17 protein-coding genes and 1 pseudogene are annotated in these 15,685 nt (G+C 64.5%); 2 read left to right on the top strand and 16 right to left on the bottom strand.

From position 1 onward, the window contains the following. Positions 1-26: 26 nt before the first annotated feature. The 15 genes and pseudogenes from A3AS_RS0110780 to A3AS_RS0110715 all read right to left on the bottom strand — a co-directional run bounded on the left by A3AS_RS0110780 (position 27) and on the right by A3AS_RS0110715 (position 12,823). Positions 27-1,169: a hypothetical protein gene (locus tag A3AS_RS0110780; RefSeq protein ID WP_018317602.1), complete on the bottom strand. Its 1,143-nt coding sequence runs from the start codon at positions 1,167-1,169 to the stop codon at positions 27-29. A gap of 79 nt (positions 1,170-1,248) precedes the next feature. Further along, positions 1,249-1,989 carry an SDR family NAD(P)-dependent oxidoreductase gene (locus tag A3AS_RS0110775; RefSeq protein WP_018317601.1) on the bottom strand — a complete coding sequence of 247 codons (741 nt, stop codon included), beginning with the start codon at positions 1,987-1,989 and terminating at the stop codon, positions 1,249-1,251. A 154-nt stretch (positions 1,990-2,143) separates the two neighbouring features. Further along, positions 2,144-3,667 (bottom strand): amidophosphoribosyltransferase, encoded by a 1,524-nt coding sequence (gene purF, locus A3AS_RS0110770; RefSeq protein ID WP_018317600.1) that lies wholly within the window; start codon positions 3,665-3,667, stop codon positions 2,144-2,146. A 27-nt stretch (positions 3,668-3,694) separates the two neighbouring features. Next, positions 3,695-4,324 (bottom strand): CvpA family protein, encoded by a 630-nt coding sequence (locus tag A3AS_RS0110765; protein WP_018317599.1) that lies wholly within the window; start codon positions 4,322-4,324, stop codon positions 3,695-3,697. Between the two features lie 167 nt (positions 4,325-4,491). After that, positions 4,492-5,940 carry a DNA repair protein RadA gene (gene radA, locus A3AS_RS0110760; RefSeq protein WP_018317598.1) on the bottom strand — a complete coding sequence of 483 codons (1,449 nt, stop codon included), beginning with the start codon at positions 5,938-5,940 and terminating at the stop codon, positions 4,492-4,494. 16 nt (positions 5,941-5,956) lie between these two features. After that, on the bottom strand, positions 5,957-6,685 hold the full coding sequence (locus A3AS_RS0110755; protein ID WP_018317597.1) for a sulfite exporter TauE/SafE family protein: 729 nt from the start codon (positions 6,683-6,685) through the stop codon (positions 5,957-5,959). 57 nt (positions 6,686-6,742) lie between these two features. Next, positions 6,743-7,321, bottom strand: coding sequence for a PfkB family carbohydrate kinase (locus tag A3AS_RS49775; RefSeq protein ID WP_256375080.1), 579 nt, complete (start codon positions 7,319-7,321; stop codon positions 6,743-6,745). A 74-nt stretch (positions 7,322-7,395) separates the two neighbouring features. Beyond that, positions 7,396-7,659, bottom strand: a pseudogene (locus A3AS_RS49770) (PfkB family carbohydrate kinase); the annotation flags it as partial. 13 nt (positions 7,660-7,672) lie between these two features. Next, positions 7,673-8,119, bottom strand: coding sequence for a ribose 5-phosphate isomerase B (rpiB, locus tag A3AS_RS0110745; protein ID WP_018317596.1), 447 nt, complete (start codon positions 8,117-8,119; stop codon positions 7,673-7,675). A 67-nt stretch (positions 8,120-8,186) separates the two neighbouring features. Continuing rightward, a complete protein-coding gene (locus A3AS_RS0110740) occupies positions 8,187-8,981 on the bottom strand; it encodes a transporter substrate-binding domain-containing protein (protein ID WP_018317595.1) in 795 nt (264 codons plus the stop codon). A gap of 20 nt (positions 8,982-9,001) precedes the next feature. After that, entirely contained in the window at positions 9,002-9,757 is a 756-nt protein-coding gene (locus A3AS_RS0110735) for an amino acid ABC transporter ATP-binding protein (RefSeq protein ID WP_026201881.1), read from the bottom strand. Between the two features lies 1 nt (position 9,758). Beyond that, positions 9,759-10,427, bottom strand: a complete 669-nt coding sequence (locus tag A3AS_RS0110730) for an amino acid ABC transporter permease (protein ID WP_026201880.1) — start codon at positions 10,425-10,427, stop codon at positions 9,759-9,761. Positions 10,428-10,434: 7 nt separating this feature from the next. Beyond that, positions 10,435-11,118, bottom strand: a complete 684-nt coding sequence (locus A3AS_RS0110725; protein ID WP_018317592.1) for an amino acid ABC transporter permease — start codon at positions 11,116-11,118, stop codon at positions 10,435-10,437. A 10-nt stretch (positions 11,119-11,128) separates the two neighbouring features. Beyond that, entirely contained in the window at positions 11,129-12,082 is a 954-nt protein-coding gene (locus tag A3AS_RS0110720; protein ID WP_371260667.1) for an NAD(P)-dependent oxidoreductase, read from the bottom strand. Continuing rightward, positions 12,083-12,823 carry a FadR/GntR family transcriptional regulator gene (locus tag A3AS_RS0110715; protein WP_018317590.1) on the bottom strand — a complete coding sequence of 247 codons (741 nt, stop codon included), beginning with the start codon at positions 12,821-12,823 and terminating at the stop codon, positions 12,083-12,085. 463 nt (positions 12,824-13,286) lie between these two features. On the opposite strand from A3AS_RS0110715, the gene A3AS_RS0110710 reads away from it, so the two are divergent. Beyond that, positions 13,287-14,063, top strand: coding sequence for a potassium channel family protein (locus A3AS_RS0110710; RefSeq protein WP_026201879.1), 777 nt, complete (start codon positions 13,287-13,289; stop codon positions 14,061-14,063). A gap of 203 nt (positions 14,064-14,266) precedes the next feature. Further along, positions 14,267-14,635: a GFA family protein gene (locus A3AS_RS0110705; RefSeq protein WP_018317588.1), complete on the top strand. Its 369-nt coding sequence runs from the start codon at positions 14,267-14,269 to the stop codon at positions 14,633-14,635. Between the two features lie 278 nt (positions 14,636-14,913). Here A3AS_RS0110705 and A3AS_RS0110695 read toward each other — a convergent pair whose 3' ends face one another. Next, positions 14,914-15,684: an exodeoxyribonuclease III gene (locus tag A3AS_RS0110695; RefSeq protein WP_018317586.1), complete on the bottom strand. Its 771-nt coding sequence runs from the start codon at positions 15,682-15,684 to the stop codon at positions 14,914-14,916. Position 15,685 lies beyond the last annotated feature (1 nt).

Here is a 15,685-nt window from a genome sequence, read left to right as displayed (position 1 = left end):
CTTTTTGGGAAAAATGCGTTGAGACGCTATTTGAGCGCGTCCGATGTCAGCTTGAATTTCTGGATGCGCTTTCCGGTATCGACCTCGGCGGTATAGACGTTACCCCCGGCGTCGATAGCCATGGCGTGCACCCAGTGGAATTGACCGGCGTTGCGGCCGTTATGCCCGAAGCTGCCGACCACGCTGCCGTCCTCGCGCTTGATGACCCGGATCTCGTTGTTCTCGCCGTCGGCGCTGAGCAGATAGGTCTGCTTCGGATCGGGCCAGATCGCGATGTCCCACACCGCGCCGTTGCCGAGCGTGTTCTTCTCGAAGAAGAACTCCTTCACGAAGCTGCCGTCCTTCTTGAACACCTGGATACGGTTGTTGATGCGATCGCAGACATAGACGAGGCCGTCATTGGCGAGCTTCACGCAGTGGACGGGGTTGCCGAATTGCTGCGACGCCGGCGCCTTGGGATCGTAGGGCGCCTGCTTGTTGTCATCGGGCTTGTTGCCGTAGGCCCCCCAGTGCCGCTTGTAGGCGAGCGTCGTCGCATCGAACACGATGACGCGGCGGTTGCCATAGCCGTCGGCGACGTAGATTTCGTTGGCCTCCTTGTCGAGCGCGGTCTCGGCGGGTTTGCCGAGCTGCGTCGTATCGTTGCTGCCGAGGCTCGGGGCGAACTTGCCGATCTGGGCGACGAATTTGCCGTCGAGCGTGAACTTCACGATGGCGTTGTCGTTGTCGGCATTGCCGCCGACCCAGACGAAGCCGCGCTCGTCGACCTCGATGCCGTGCTCGCGGCCGACCCATTCATAGCCCTGCCCGGGACCGCCCCATGAGCGCAGCAGATTGCCGTCGACGTCGAACTCGAGCACAGGCGGCGCCGACACGCAGCATTTCGAGCGCGGCGGATTGAGGCTTGCGCCCTTCTCGTCGTCGGTAAGCGAGCGCGGGCGATGGATCACCCAGATATGGCCCTGCCAGTCGACGGTGATGCCGCCGACCTGGCCGAGGATCCAGTTGTTCGGCAGCTGCTTTGGCCAGGAGGGATCGACCGCAAAAGTCGGGACGTCGCCAGCATTCGACGCAACCGGAAGAGCAAAGGCGACGGCTGCGATCAGAATGGAGAGAGCGTGACGTGCGAGCGCGGACGCAGGGCCGGCGCGATCGTGCCATGGCGCCATGGCAACCTCCCTTTTGTTGGCGTGCGGCTTGCTGCCGCTTGCGCGCGGGCAGTCAATCGCGGGGAGGCAGTCGAGTCAATCAGGCTGGGGAGCGGAAGCTCATCAGGCTGCGGGTCTTGTAATCGTAGAACTTGCCGGTCTCGGTCCAGTCAGGCGCGCACATCGGCACGATGAATTCGGCGACCTGCTCGGCGGTGTCGAGCGTCGCCGGGTCTTCGCCCGGCATCAGCGTCGCGCGCATGCGGGTGCGGACCGGTCCCGGGTTGAACAGATTGACGCGCAACTTCGTGTTCGCGGTCTCCTGCGCCCAGGCGCGAGCCAGCGTCTCCAGCGCGGCCTTGGACGCCGCGTAGGGGCTGACATAGGCGGTCGCCTTGTTGGCGGCGCCCGAGGTGATGAACACGGCGCGCCCGGCATCGGATTGCTTGAGCAGCGGCTCCATGCAGCGGATCAGCTGGAAGTTCGCGGAGACGTTGACGGCCATCACGTCGTTGAAGGTCTTCAGCTCGATATGACCGATCGGCGAGGAGGGGCCGAGCACGCCGGCATTGCCGACGAGGATGTCGAGCTTGCCGTAGCGTTCGTGCAGGCCGGCGCCCAGCCGCGCGAGGCCGTCGGAATCGGTGAGGTTGAGCGGCACCAGCGTGGCGCTGCCGCCGATCTTGCGGATTTCATCGTCGAGCTCTTCGAGCCCGCCTTGCGTGCGCGCCACCGCTACGATATGCGCGCCGGCCTTGGCGAGCGCGATGGCGGTGGCATAGCCGATGCCGCGCGAGGCGCCGGTGACGAGAGCGATACGGTCAGCGAGAGGATTGGTCATGGCGGGGTTTTACAGCCGTGGCTGGCCGGGACAAGCCCCCATCACGCCGTCATTCCGGGGCGATGCGAAGCATCGAACCCGGAATCCAGAGCTTACAGGACTACGTCGAGATTCCGGGATCGCGCTGCGCACGCCCCGGAATGACAGCCGAGGGTCAGCTCGCCTCCGCCAGCAGAGACAGCTGCCGGGGCTGCTGCTCGGTCTGGGTCTGGTCGGTGAGGTGGGTCGGATAGGCGCCGGTAAAGCAGTGATCCGAGAATTTTGGATTGGCAGGATCGCGGCCGGGTTCGCCCATGGCGCGGTACATGCCGTCGATCGACAGGAAGGCGAGCGAGTCGGCGCCGATGATCTCGCGCATCTCCTCCAGCGAATGCGTCGCCGCGAGAAGACCGCCGCGATCGGGCAGGTCGATGCCGTAATAATCGGGATAGAGGATCGGCGGTGAGGCGAGACGGAAGTGCACTTCCTTGGCGCCGGCATCGCGCATCATGCGCACGATCTTCTTCGAGGTGGTGCCGCGCACCAGCGAGTCGTCGATCAGGATGATGCGCTTGCCTTCGATCGCGGCACGGTTGGCCGAATGCTTCATGCGCACGCCGGATTCGCGGATCGCCTGCGTCGGCTGGATGAAGGTGCGGCCGACATAATGGTTGCGGATGATGCCGAGCTCGAACGGCACACCGGAATACTGGCTGTAGCCGACCGCGGCGGGGACGCCGGAATCCGGCACCGGCACGACGACGTCGATCGGCACGTGGCTCTCGCGCGCGAGCTGCGCACCGAAGGCCTTGCGCACCTCGTAGACCGAACGGCCGTGGACGATGGAATCCGGGCGGGCGAAATAGATGTATTCGAAGATGCAGGGACGCGGCGCCATCGGCGGGAACGGCTTGTGGATGTCCTGGCCGTTCTCGTCGAACACGATGACTTCACCCGGCTCGATGTCGCGGATGAAGCGCGCGCCGATGATGTCGAGCGCGCAGGTCTCCGAGGTCAGGATCGGGCAGCCGTCGAGCTCGCCGAGCACCAGGGGACGGATGCCGCGCGGATCGCGCGCGCCGACCAGCTTCTTGTTGGTCAGCGAGACCAGCGCATAGGCGCCCTCGATCTCGCGCAGCGCGTCGATATAGCGCTCGATGAAGCGGGCGCGCCTGGAGCGCGCGACCAGGTGCAGGATCACCTCGGTGTCGGTGGTCGACTGCATCATCGCGCCGTGCTTCACGAGCTCGCGGCGCAGCGTCAGGCCGTTGGTGAGATTGCCGTTATGGGCGACCGCGAGACCGCCGGCATTGAGCTCGGCGAACAGCGGCTGCACGTTGCGCAGGATGGTGGCGCCGGTGGTGGAATAGCGGACATGGCCGACCGCCATATTGCCGGGGAGGCGGTCGATCACCTCGCGGCGGGAGAAGGTGTCGCCGACGAGGCCGAGGCGGCGTTCACTGTGGAAGCGGCTGCCGTCGTAGGAGACGATGCCGGCGGCTTCCTGGCCGCGGTGCTGAAGGGCGTGGAGACCGAGCGCGGTGATGGCGGCGGCGTCGGGGTGGCCATAGATGCCGAAGACGCCGCATTCCTCGCGCAGCGTATCTCCTTCCAGGTCGTCCTGAACCTCTAGTGCGGCCGGACCCGGACCGGCGTTTGGATCGAGATCAAGTTGGGCGTCCTGGTCAGGGTGTCGCATCTCGTCCGCGCCTCTCTTTAAGGGCAATCAACGCGCCGCAGGTTTCTCGATCAGTTTCTTCAAACTGTCACGAGCAGGTTTACTGTATCCGTCACCACTGCCCGAAGGCTGCTGCTCGGATTCAGCTTGATCATCATCTGGTTTGTTTTTCTTGAATCTCTTCAAGATGGTGTTCTCGGGGTCGTCAGGCAAGAGGGCCATCAGCCAATCCCCGGTTCCCTGGAGCACGACGCGGGATTTGGCCCCCGTCACCCAGTCCGGGCGCTGCTTGTCCGGAACCAGCCAGGTGAAGAACAGGAAGGCGACCACGACGATCAAAAGCCCGCGAGCCAGGCCAAACAGGAAGCCGAGGGTGCGGTCCAGCGCGCCGATCCTGGAATCCAGGATCATGTCGGAGATCCGGACCGTGATCACGGAAACCACGACCAGCGTGCCCACGAACACGCCGGCGACCACGACCACGCTCGCGACGGTGTCGTTGTTGAAATAGGTCTTGGCGGTCGGCAGCAGCTTCGAGAACGAGTACAGCGTCACGATCGCCGCGGCGCCCCAGGCCGCGATCGACAGGATTTCGCGCATGAAGCCGCGGACCATGGCAAGCAGGCCCGAGATCAGCATCACACCGAGCAGGATCAGGTCGAGGAGTGTTACTGGCATCGGCTGGTCTGGTCCGCTCGTACGTCGAAGGTGCTCTAGCGAATCGGTGTTTGGCCGCTGCCCTAAAAGAGGGGCAGACGGCGTTCCCGGCAAGGCCGCAACCACGCAATCCCATGCTGCTTTTGTGACGGCTGTATAGCGGCGGGGGCCTCCGACGTCACCTCCACCTAACCCTCTCCACGGCGGAATCTTGCCGGTGTGGCATTTTTCTCTGCCGGCGCGTTCGATTCGCCCCGGCGGGAGCCCTTGGCGGCAATCTCTGCGACCAATGTCGTCAGGCTGTTGACCGCATTCAGGGACAGTCCGGCGTCGCCGCCGGCATCCCCGCCTCGGGCCGATTCGGGCAGCACGGCGCGCTTGAAGCCCAGCTTGACCGCCTCCTTGAGCCGGGCCGGGGTCTGCGCCACCGGCCGGATCACGCCAGAAAGTGAAATCTCGCCGAAATAGACCGCATCGGTGGGTAACTGCGCATTAACCAGGGAGGACACCAGCGCGGCCGCGGCGGCCATGTCGGCCGCGGGCTCGTGGATGCGCAGACCTCCCGCCACGTTCAGATAGACGTCGTGGCCCGACAGCTTGACCCCGCAATGGGCCTCCAGCACCGCCAGCACCATCGAGAGCCGACTCTGATCCCAGCCCACCACCGCGCGCCGCGGCGTGCCGAGCGAGGTCGGCGCCACCAGTGCCTGCAATTCGACCAGGACGGGCCGCGTGCCCTCGATTCCTGCGAACACTGCGGTGCCGGGCGTGCCGAGATCGCGCTCGGACAGGAACAACTCGGAGGGATTGGTGACCTCGCGCAGGCCAAGGCCCGTCATCTCGAACACGCCGATCTCGTCGGTCGGGCCGAAACGGTTCTTCACGGCGCGCAGGATGCGGAATTGCTGCGAGCCTTCGCCCTCGAACGACAGCACGGCATCGACCATGTGCTCGACCACGCGGGGGCCGGCGATCTGGCCGTCCTTGGTGACATGACCAACCAGGATGATGGCAGCGCCCGTCTTCTTGGCGAAACGTATCAGCGCCTGTGCCGAGGCGCGCACCTGGGTCACCGTGCCGGGCGCGGATTCCACCGTGTCGGTCCACATCGTCTGGATCGAATCGATCACGATCAGCCGCGGGACCGCGCCCTCCGACAGCGTCGAGACGATGTCCTCGACCGAGGTTTCGGCGGCGAGCTGCACCGGCGCATCCGACAGCCCCAGCCGTTCGGCGCGCAACCGCACCTGCGCGACCGCCTCTTCGCCGGAGATGTAGACGATGCGGTGGCCGGCGCGCGCCATCATGCTGGTGGCCTGCGTCAGCAAGGTCGACTTGCCGATGCCGGGGTCGCCGCCGACCAGCAGCACCGAGCCGCGGACAAAACCGCCGCCGGTGACGCGGTCGAGCTCGGTCATCCCTGAGGACAGGCGAGGCGCATCCTGGGTTTTCCCCGAGAGGCTCTCCAGCGCAAACGTTCGTCCCTTGCGCTTGGAGCGGATCGAGACCGGCACGCTGCCGCTGGTGTCTTCTTCCGCGAGCGTATTCCACTCGCCGCAGGATTCGCACTTGCCCTGCCAGCGGTTATAGGCCGCGCCGCAGTTCTGGCAGACGAAGGAAAGGGTGTTCTTGGCCATGGGGCGTCAATCGTGCTCACGGAGATTGCGTCGCGTTCCATAGCATGGAGAGCCCGGCCGCGACCATGATCGCGTCCATCAGCAGGCGGAACATGTCCGGCTTCAGGTGCAGCACGAAGCGTTTTGCGATGAAGGCGCCCGACATCAGTGAGGCGCCCGTGATCAGCCCCTTGATGAAGACATCGCCGGTCAACGCGCCGAAGCGCTCGAAGGTCACGGATTTCGCGAAGTAGAGGCCGAGCGAGGAGGCCGCCTCGGTGGCGAGGAAAGCGCCCTTGCTGAGTCCGTAGAACAGGAACAGCGGCACGCTGAGCGGGCCGGTCGAGACCACGATGCCGGTGAGATAGCCGATCACGGCGCCGCCGACGGCGAGATGCCAGAGATTGGCCTTGAGGTCGTGCCGCGCCAGCCAGTGCCGCACCGGCACCATCGCGATCAGAAAGATGCCGATGGCGAGGTCCACCGCATGCGAAGGCAGCGCCAGCAGCGTCCGTGCGCCGAGCACGGCCGCCGGAATGCCCGTGACCGAGTAGGCCGCACAGGCCCGCCAGTCGACCTCGCGCCACCAGGCCAGGATCCGCGAACAGTTCGCCATCACGGACGCCACCGCCATGATCGGCACCGCCTCCTTCGGCCCATAGGCGTAGACCAGCACCGGCATCAGCATGATCGACGAGCCGGTGCCGACGATGCCTGAGATGGTGCCGGCGACGAGGCCGACGGTGAGGACGAAGAGGAAGGCCAAAACGCTCTCCACGAATCGGGAGAGTTTAGCCGCGGGCAGCGATATGGGCGATTCGTGCTAGGCGAGGGAACCTATTGCGCTGCGCATCGGCATGCCGGTCTGGGCGCCGGCTTTGAGGCATTTCAATGCGGCGGCTTCGCAGCTCACATCGAGCGCAATCTGCAGCGACACGCCTTCGCTCAGCATGGCCGCAAACGCGCCGACAAAGGTGTCGCCAGCGCCGGTCGTGTCCACCGGCGTGATGCGCGGGGCGGGCGCTCGCAGGCGGGTGCCGTCGGCCGTCACGGCCAGCGCGCCTTGCGCACCGGCGGTCACGATGCAGGTGAGGTCGCCGGCCCTGGCGAGGTCCGCGGCAGCGGCCTCGTAACTGGACGTAGCGAGGTCGATGGCTGCGGCGGCGTCCAGCGCCTCGTGCTTGTTGACGAGGAGATGGTCGGTCACGGCAAGAAGCTTTGTCACCATCTCGCGGGTCATCCTCTCCGGGACGGGCGCGAGATTCCAGACGACGGTGCCGGCGGCCAATGTCGTCCTGCGCGCAGCCTCGAGCGCCTGCGCGAAGGGCACTTCCATCTGAAGCACCAGCACCGTGTCGGGCGTGAAGAGTGCGGCACCAAGATCTCCGGCACTCGCGGCCATGTTGGCGCCGCTGCCACCGTGATCGCATTCTCGCCGGCCTGATCGACCGTGATGAAGGCGCAGCCGGTCGGCTCGTCGGCCGCGACGACGAGACCGGTGTCGACACCGTTTGTCCGGAGGTTCTCGATCGCGCTGTCGCCAAACCCGTCCCGGCCGACGCGGCCCGCCATCCGGACTTGTCCCGGTCGCGCGATCCGCGCGGCGGCGACAGCCTGGTTGGCGCCCTTGCCGCCGAAATGAATCTGGTAGGACGGCGCGAGCACCGTCCGGCCGGGGCCGGGAATGATCGGGACCTTCGCGACGAGATCGATGTTGAGCGATCCGAACACCAGGATCATGGCGGAGAGGCCTTCAGCCTTGCTCGTCCATGACGCGCAGTTTCTCGACCCGGCGGCGGAAATCCTCGTCGGTCGAGAATTCCGCGGAGAGGTAGGACGAGACGAGATCCACGGCGAGCCAGGCGCCGACGATCTGCGCGCCGATGCACATGACGTTGACGTCGTCGTGCTCGACGCTCTGATGGGCGGAATGAACGTCGTGGCAGACCGCGGCGCGGATGCCCTTCATCTTGTTGGCCGCGATCGAGGCTCCGACCCCGGTGCCGCAGACCATGATGCCCCGCGCGGCTTCGCCCGACGTCACCTTCTGCGCCACGGCCCGCGCGATGTCGGGGAAGTCCACCGGCTTGTCGTCATGGGAGCCGACATCGACGATGTCGTGGCCGAGCTTGCGGATGTGGTCGATGACGGTCTGCTTGAGCGGCCAGCCGGCGTGGTCGGATCCGATGACGAGACGCATGTGGTGTCCTTCTTGATTTTGCATTGACCGTGACAGCCGGAAAGCGGCTGTCACGGCTTCTCTTCGTTCAGCTACGCATGTCGGGCGGCAGCTCGACCCCGTGGAATTTCTTGTAGATCGCGTTGAGCTTGCCGTTCTTGACGTTCTCGGTGATCCAGCCGTTGAGCTTGTCCATCAGGCGCTGCTCGCCCTTCTTCAGGCCGATGGCGAGGTCGAAGGTTGCGAGCGGAATCTTCGACTCGAAGATGCGGGCGGGATTCTTGACGCCGATCTGGTTGATGATCGTGGCCGATGTGCCGACGCAATCGACCTGACCGGAGACGGCCGCCGTGACTTCCGTGGCGTCGTCGTCATAGCGGGCGATCGTCAGCTCCTTGTCCTTCATGTTGGACAGGGTGGTATCCTGCGTGGTCCCGCGCGAAACGCCGATGGTCTTGCCTTTCAGGTCGGGCCAGTCCTTGACGTTCATCGACTTGAGGCAGCCGACGTCGGACTGCAGCGTCGCATAGCGCTTGGTGAAGTCGATGACCTTGGCGCGCTCGGGCGTCACCGACAGGGTCGAGATGATGATGTCGGCCTTGCCGGTCAGGACGTTCGGGATGCGGGTCGCGCCGGTGGTCTGGATGAATTCGAGCTCGAGGCCCCAGTCCTTGGCGAGCAGCTGAGCCACCTCGACGTCGGAGCCGGTCGGCTTCATGCCGGAATCCATCATGCCCGAGGGCGGAATCGCAAGGTCGGTTGAAATGCGAATCTTCTTGGCCTTCATCACGTCGTCGAGCAGGTCGGCCGATGCCGGCGTGGTGGACAAAATGACGAGGCCGAGCAGCGCGGCGGCGGTCCCAAGCAGTGTCTTGTTGGTCATTCCTAGTTCTCCTCTCCCTGTTATGATTTTAGATTTCCGGTGCCCACGAATTGCGTGAGTTCCGGCGTCGTCGGCGATGTCAGGATCGAGGCGGGGCCGGTCTCGTGAACCTTGCCGCGATGCATGAACACGATCCGGTCGGCGATCCCTTTGGCAAAGCCCATCTCGTGCGTGACCATCACCATGGTCATGCCGTCCGCAGCCAGCTGCTCGATCACCTTCAGCACTTCGGCGGTGAGCTCGGGGTCGAGCGCAGAGGTGACCTCGTCGAACAGCATCACCTTCGGCTGCATGGCGAGCGAGCGCGCGATCGCGGCGCGCTGCTGCTGGCCGCCCGACAATTGCTCGGGATAGGCGTGCAGTTTCTCCTCGAGCCCGACCTGCGCCAGCACCTTTCGCGCGAGGTCCTTGGCCTGCGAGTGCGCCAGGCCCTTCACCGCGCAGGGTGCCAGCGTGATGTTCTGCTCGATTGTCAGGTGTGGAAACAGGTTATAGCTCTGGAACACGATGCCGACGTCCTGGCGTAGCGCGCGCAGATCGACGTCGGGACGGTCGACCCGATGCCCGCAAACGACGATCTCGCCGCCGTCGACCTTCTCGAAACGGTCGATGCAGCGCAGCGCTGTGCTTTTGCCGGAGCCTGAGCGGCCGATCAGCGCCAGCACTTCGCCGCGCTCGACCGAGAAGCTGACGCCATCGAGGACCCGGAGCGAGCCAAAGCTCTTTTGCACGTCGCGGAGCGACACGATTGAATCAGAGGAGGGGTTCTGTTGCATGTCAGGCCGGCGCGAGGTTGGATCTGCCACGCCCCATCCGCCGTTCCAGCCTCTGGCTGAACAGCGACAGCGGATAGCACATGGCGAAATAGATGACGGCGATGATGGCGTAGATGGCGAACGGCTCGAACAGCGAGTTGTTGACGATCTGGCCGGAGCGCATCAGCTCGACGAAGCCAACGACGGAGGCGAGCGAGGTGTTCTTGACGATCTGCACCATGAAGCCGACGGTGGGCGGCGTCGCGATGCGAATGGCTTGTGGCAGGATAACTTTCATCATGCGCTGGGTCCGGCTCAGCGCCAGGCCTTCGGCGGCCTCCCATTGCGGCTTCGGCACCGACTGAATGCAGCCGCGCCAGATCTCGCCGAGATAAGCGGCGACGTACAGCGTCAGCGAGGCGCCGGCAGCAGCGAGCGGCGAGACCTTGAGGCCGATCGCGGCGAGGCCGAAATAGCCGAGGAACAGGATGACGAGCAGCGGCGTGCCCTGAATGAGCTGGACATAGACGGCGCTGGCAATCCGCACCGATTTCAGCGGCGATATCCGCGCGAGCGCGATCACGAAGCCGACAATTCCGCCGCCGATTAGCGCGATCACCGATAGGCCAATGGTCCACAGCGCGCCCTGGCCAAGGAACATCAGATGATTGATGTTGAGATGTCCGCCCATGATCATCTCACAATGGCGTGCCGAGCCGGCGACGGCGCGGAAACAGCACGAGGCCGAGGCCCCAGAAGCCGGCGCGCATCACCAGCGACAGGATGACGTAGAGAACTGCGACGATGATGTAGGTCTCGAACGCGCGATAGGTATCCGACTGGATGTAGTTGGCGACCGCGGTGAGCTCCTCGGCCGAGATCTGCGAGCAGACCGAAGAGGCCAGCATCAGCAGCACGAACTGGCTGGTCAGCGCCGGATAGACCTTCTCGATCGCCGGCAGCAGGATGATGTGCCAGTAGATCTGGAGGCGCGACAGCGCCAGGCCCTCGGCCGCCTCGATCTGTCCGCGCGGGATCGCCTCGAAGCCGGCGCGCATGATCTCGGCGGTGTAGGCGCCGACATTGATCGTCAGCGCGGCCACGGCCACCGCGAAAGCGGAGAATTTCAGCCCGAGACTGGCAAGGCCGAAATAGACCAGGAAGATCTGCACCAAGAGCGGCGTGTTGCGGATGGTCTCGACATAGACCTTGCAGGCGCCTGATATCAGCGCGTTGTGCGTTCCGCGCCCGACCGCCGCGAGCGTGCCGAGGAGGGCGCCGAGCACCGTCGCGAAGGCGGCAAGCTCCAGCGTGAGGACGGCGCCGGCGAGAAAGCTCGGCCAACGCTCCAGCACTGCGGGAAAGTCGAGTTGAAGGCTCATCGCCGCCCGTTCAGCCGGTTGTCTGGTTGGTCATGCGGTCGTAGACGCGGAACAGCGCCTGGTTGCCGTTGCTTCCTTCGCCATGCGCGCGCGCATCGACATACTGGCTGGTCACGAGCGCGGTGCCGGGGAGCGGCACGCTGAGCGCCTGCGCATGCTCCTGGACCAGACGAAGGTCCTTGAGCTGGAGATCGATCCGGAAGCCGGCGGAGACGTCGCCGGCGATCATCTGGGGGCCGAGCTTGTCGAGCATCCAGGAGGCGGCGGAGCCACCGAGCAGCACCCGGCGCAGCAGATTGAGATCGAGGCCCGAGGCGCGGCCAAGCGCCAGCGCCTCGCAGATCGCCTGGATGTTGATGCCGCAGATCAGCTGGTTGCAGAGCTTGACGGTCTGGCCGGCGCCCGATGCGCCGACATGCGTGATGGTGGTGCCCATCGCACGAAAGAACGGCTCGGCCTTGGCGAACGCGTCGGCGTCGCCGCCGGCCATGATCGAGAGCGCGGCGTTCTTGGCGCCCACGGGGCCGCCCGAAACCGGCGCATCGATGAAGCTGACGCCGCCCTTTTGCAGGTCGGCGTGGATCTTGCGGACCGCGACCGGCGAGATCGTGCTCATGTCGACGATCAGCTTGCCCGGCGGCGGCGACTTCAGCAGGCCTTGCTCGCCGTAGATGGTCGCCTCGACATGGGGCGTGTCGGGCAGCATGGTGATGACGATGTCGGCGCCTTGCGCGGCATCGGCAGGGCTGTTGGCGCGAGTCGCGCCTTCCCTGGCGCTGTCGGCAAGTGCCGCCTCATTGAGATCGAACACGCGAACTGCGTGGCCGGCCCTCAGCAAGTTGCGCACCATCTCTCGGCCCATCGTGCCGATGCCGATGAAGCCGACATTGCCCTTGTCGTTCCGTCCCATGTGATCAGTCCGTTTCTTGGTTGATTGGCTTCTTGGTTGACCGCGCTGCCGCAATCATCCCGAGGCGCTGGTCTTGTCGATGTCGCCGACGATGGCGCGCCGCCGGTACTCGTCGCCGATGGCAAAATGCTTGCGCAAGGTCGCGTCCGCCCGCTCCGGGTCGCGCGCAATCACGGCCTCGAAGATGCGGCGGTGATCGTCGATCAGATAGGTCTTCATCGACGGGAAGGCCTGCACCAGCTCGCGGCGGCTGCGATGCGAATGCGTCAACAGGCCGGCCAACGAACCATGCAGGACCGTCAGCGTCTCCGAATGCGAGGCGACGACGATGGCACGGTGGAAGTCGAAGTCGGCCATGCCGCCGGCATCGGCCTCGTCGATCGTCTCGCCGATCTTCGCGAGCGCGCGCTGCAGGCGTTCGAAATCGGCAATGTTGGCGCGCTCGCAGGCGAGGCGGATCGCCTGGCATTCGATCGCGACGCGCGCCTGCATGACGTCGTCGAGCATGTCGGCCTGCTGGGCCAGCGCGAAGGTGAAGAAGTCGTTCAGCACCGAGACATCCGGCCGGGTCACCACTGTGCCGATGCGGTCGCGGATCTCGACGATGCCGAGCACCGTGAGGGCGCGCAGCGCCTCGCGCACGATCGGCCGGCTGACGCCCAGGAGAGTTGCCAGCTCGCGTTCCGAGATGAGGCGGTCGCCGGGCTTGAGCGAGCCCGCAAGCAGGCGTTCGCGCAGGAAGGCGAACACCTTCTCGAACCCTTTTTCGCCTTCGGTGGCCCGCTTCAGCTCCATTCCCGTCCCACTGGTCTGATCTTGGTCAGACCAGTATGCTGACCAATGGGCTGAGGTCAAGAGGTTCAGCTCTCAAGCCGGCCTCGGTTCCGGCCTTGGTCCACCGGCGGAGCGGCTTTTTGGCCGTCGATGTCGACATCGCCCAGTCCGTGATCGGGTCGTCGGGGCGGCATCGAGGCGGCGCTCGCGGCAAACTGGACGGCGAAGCTCGACTATCTCCACATCGACCTTGGCAGCACCTATTCGACGAAGACGTTCATTCTCGACAACGACGAGTTACCGATCTGACACCCGCAACAATGTCGATCGCGTCGGCTTCAATTCAGCGGACGATCCTCGCAGCGATACTGACACCCATTGCGGGGCGGAGTTTCGGAAACGCATCTTGAAGAAATGGTCATTGGTCACGTTGCGGCGCGCTCTCCGAGTTGCCATCATCCGTGCAAACCGCGATCATGATGCCGTGACTCTCAATTCTCTCAGAAGCAATGTCCGTCGCCTCTACGAGGGCGCAACGCCGAGCGGCGTGCGCTTCCGCTACGCGCTGCTCGCCTTCGACATCGTGACGGTGCTGTTCATCATCGCGACCTCGTTCCTGCCGCCCAGCGAGATCGTTGAAACGCTCGATGTCCTGTTCGGCGTCACGTTACTTGCCGACTTCTCGGCGCGGCTTCTGGTCGATCGGCATCCGTTTCGAAAATTCAGTCAACTTGCGACTTGGGCTGACATGGTTGCGATCGTATCGTTCCTGGCACCGCTTGCCGGCGAGGCGGGCGGCTTTTTCCGGATCCTGCGTACGTTGGGCCTGCTTCGCGACTACCAGATGCTGGTGAGATTGCGCATCGATTCTCCGTTCTTCCGTCGCAACGAAGACGTCATCTTCGCCGTCACGAACCTGGCCGTTTTCATCTTCGTCATGACCGGGATCGTTTACGAGACTCAGAAGTTTCGCAACGATGAGATTCGGAACTATGCCGATGCCCTGTATTTCACCGTCACGGCGCTGACAACGACCGGCTTTGGCGACATTACCCTGCCGGGCACGCTCGGTCGCTTGATCACCGTCGTGATCATGATCTTCGGCGTGACGCTGTTCTTCAATCTCGCACGCGCTCTCCTCAGTCCCCACAAGGTGCGATTTCCGTGCCCGGCTTGCGGGCTCCAGAGGCACGATGCCGACGCCGTGCATTGCAAGGCCTGTGGCGTTGTTCTCAATATTCCCGACGAAGGCGCCACCTGAATCCTCGACAGAGGCATCGTGCCGGTGTTTTGCCCGACGGCAGGCAGGTCGAATTGCGGAATCAGTAACTCATTGATCCGACAGCGGTCGGCTACTGTGCATGGGGTTGTTTTTCATATTTTGGTTGAGGCGTCCTGCTGCTGACAGCATGTTGGCAGCAGGAGCTGGCTATGCCCCAGCTCTGACACAACGGGGAGCGGGTCATGCCGATCGAGGCAAGTTGTCATTGCGGTGAGACGGTGTTCGAGGTGACGGAGGTGCCTTCGAGCGTGACGCGCTGCACCTGCTCGCTCGGTGCCAAGCGCGGCGCGCTGTGGGCCTATTGCACGCCGGCGCAGTTTCGTCTGCTGTCACCGCCGGACAATGTCGCGACCTATCTCTGGGGTAGCCGCACCGTCAAACATCATTTCTGTGCAAGTTGCGGCTGCGGCACCTATTCGGAGTCGCCGGACTGGTCGACCGGCAAGCCGGATTTCGACAATCCCAAGGTCGTGGTGAACGCGCGTCTGTTCGACGATTTCGATCTGGAGGCGGTGCCGGTCAACATGATCGACGGCAAGAACTTGTGGTGAGCATGCATGCGCGCCGATGTCCGCAGCACGTTCGTGCTCTTGTCGACAGTTCCTACACCATGGGGCTGGATGCGGGGACGGCGCAGCTTCTGCAAAAGGCGGCGTGGGAGACGGTGCAGGACTATTATGGGCGCTGAACTCGCGTGATCTCGTAGGGTGGGCAAAGGCGCACTTGCGCCGTGCCCACCATCTGTCTCCGTAAGCCGGGATTGCGTGGGCACGCTTCCGCCTTCGCTCGTCGAGCTACGGCGGACAAGTCGCTTTGCCCACCATTGAGGTTACTTCAACACCACCCATGCCGGTGCGTGATCGCTGGCGCCATCCTCGCCGCGGATCTTCTTGTCGACGCCGGACTTGGCCAGGCGCGGGGCGAGGGCAGGGCTGAGCAGGAGATGATCGAGCCGCAGCCCCGCATCGCGCGGCCAGCGGTTCCGCTTGTAGTCCCAGAACGTGTAGATGCGTTGCTCCGGATGCAGCTCGCGGATCGCATCGCACCAGCCTTGCTCGACCAGCGAAGCAAAGGCTGCGCGGCTCTTTGGCTGGATCAGCGCATCCTTGTCCCATGAGCGCGTCGGATAGATGTCGATCTCTGTAGGCGCGACGTTGTAGTCGCCGGCGAGAACGACCGGCAGATCCTGCTTGATGAAGCTCTTGGCGTGGCGCCTGAGGCGCGCGAACCAGTCCAGCTTGTAGTCGAATTTCGGTCCCGGCTGCGGATTGCCGTTCGGCAAATAGATGCTGGTGACGATGATCCCGCGCACGGCGGCTTCGATGTAGCGGGCTTCGAGATCGCTCGGTTTTCCAGGCAGGCGGTCGCGGGTGAGAATGGGCTCTGCATTGCGGGCGAGGATGGCGACACCATTCCAGGCCTTCTGTCCGCGCCACACCGCGCCATAGCCGGCCTTTTCGATCGCGGCCGCCGGAAATTCGCCATCACTTGCCTTCAATTCCTGAAGCGCGACGACATCGGGCTTTGCGGCGCGCAGCCATGCCAACAGATTGGGCAGGCGGCGGTTGACGTTGTTGATGTTGAATGTCGCGATCTTCATG

Origin of the sequence: Bradyrhizobium sp. WSM2793 (genome assembly GCF_000379585.1) — a bacterium.
GTDB lineage: Bacteria > Pseudomonadota > Alphaproteobacteria > Rhizobiales > Xanthobacteraceae > Bradyrhizobium.
This window is presented reverse-complemented; position numbering and strand designations above follow the sequence as displayed.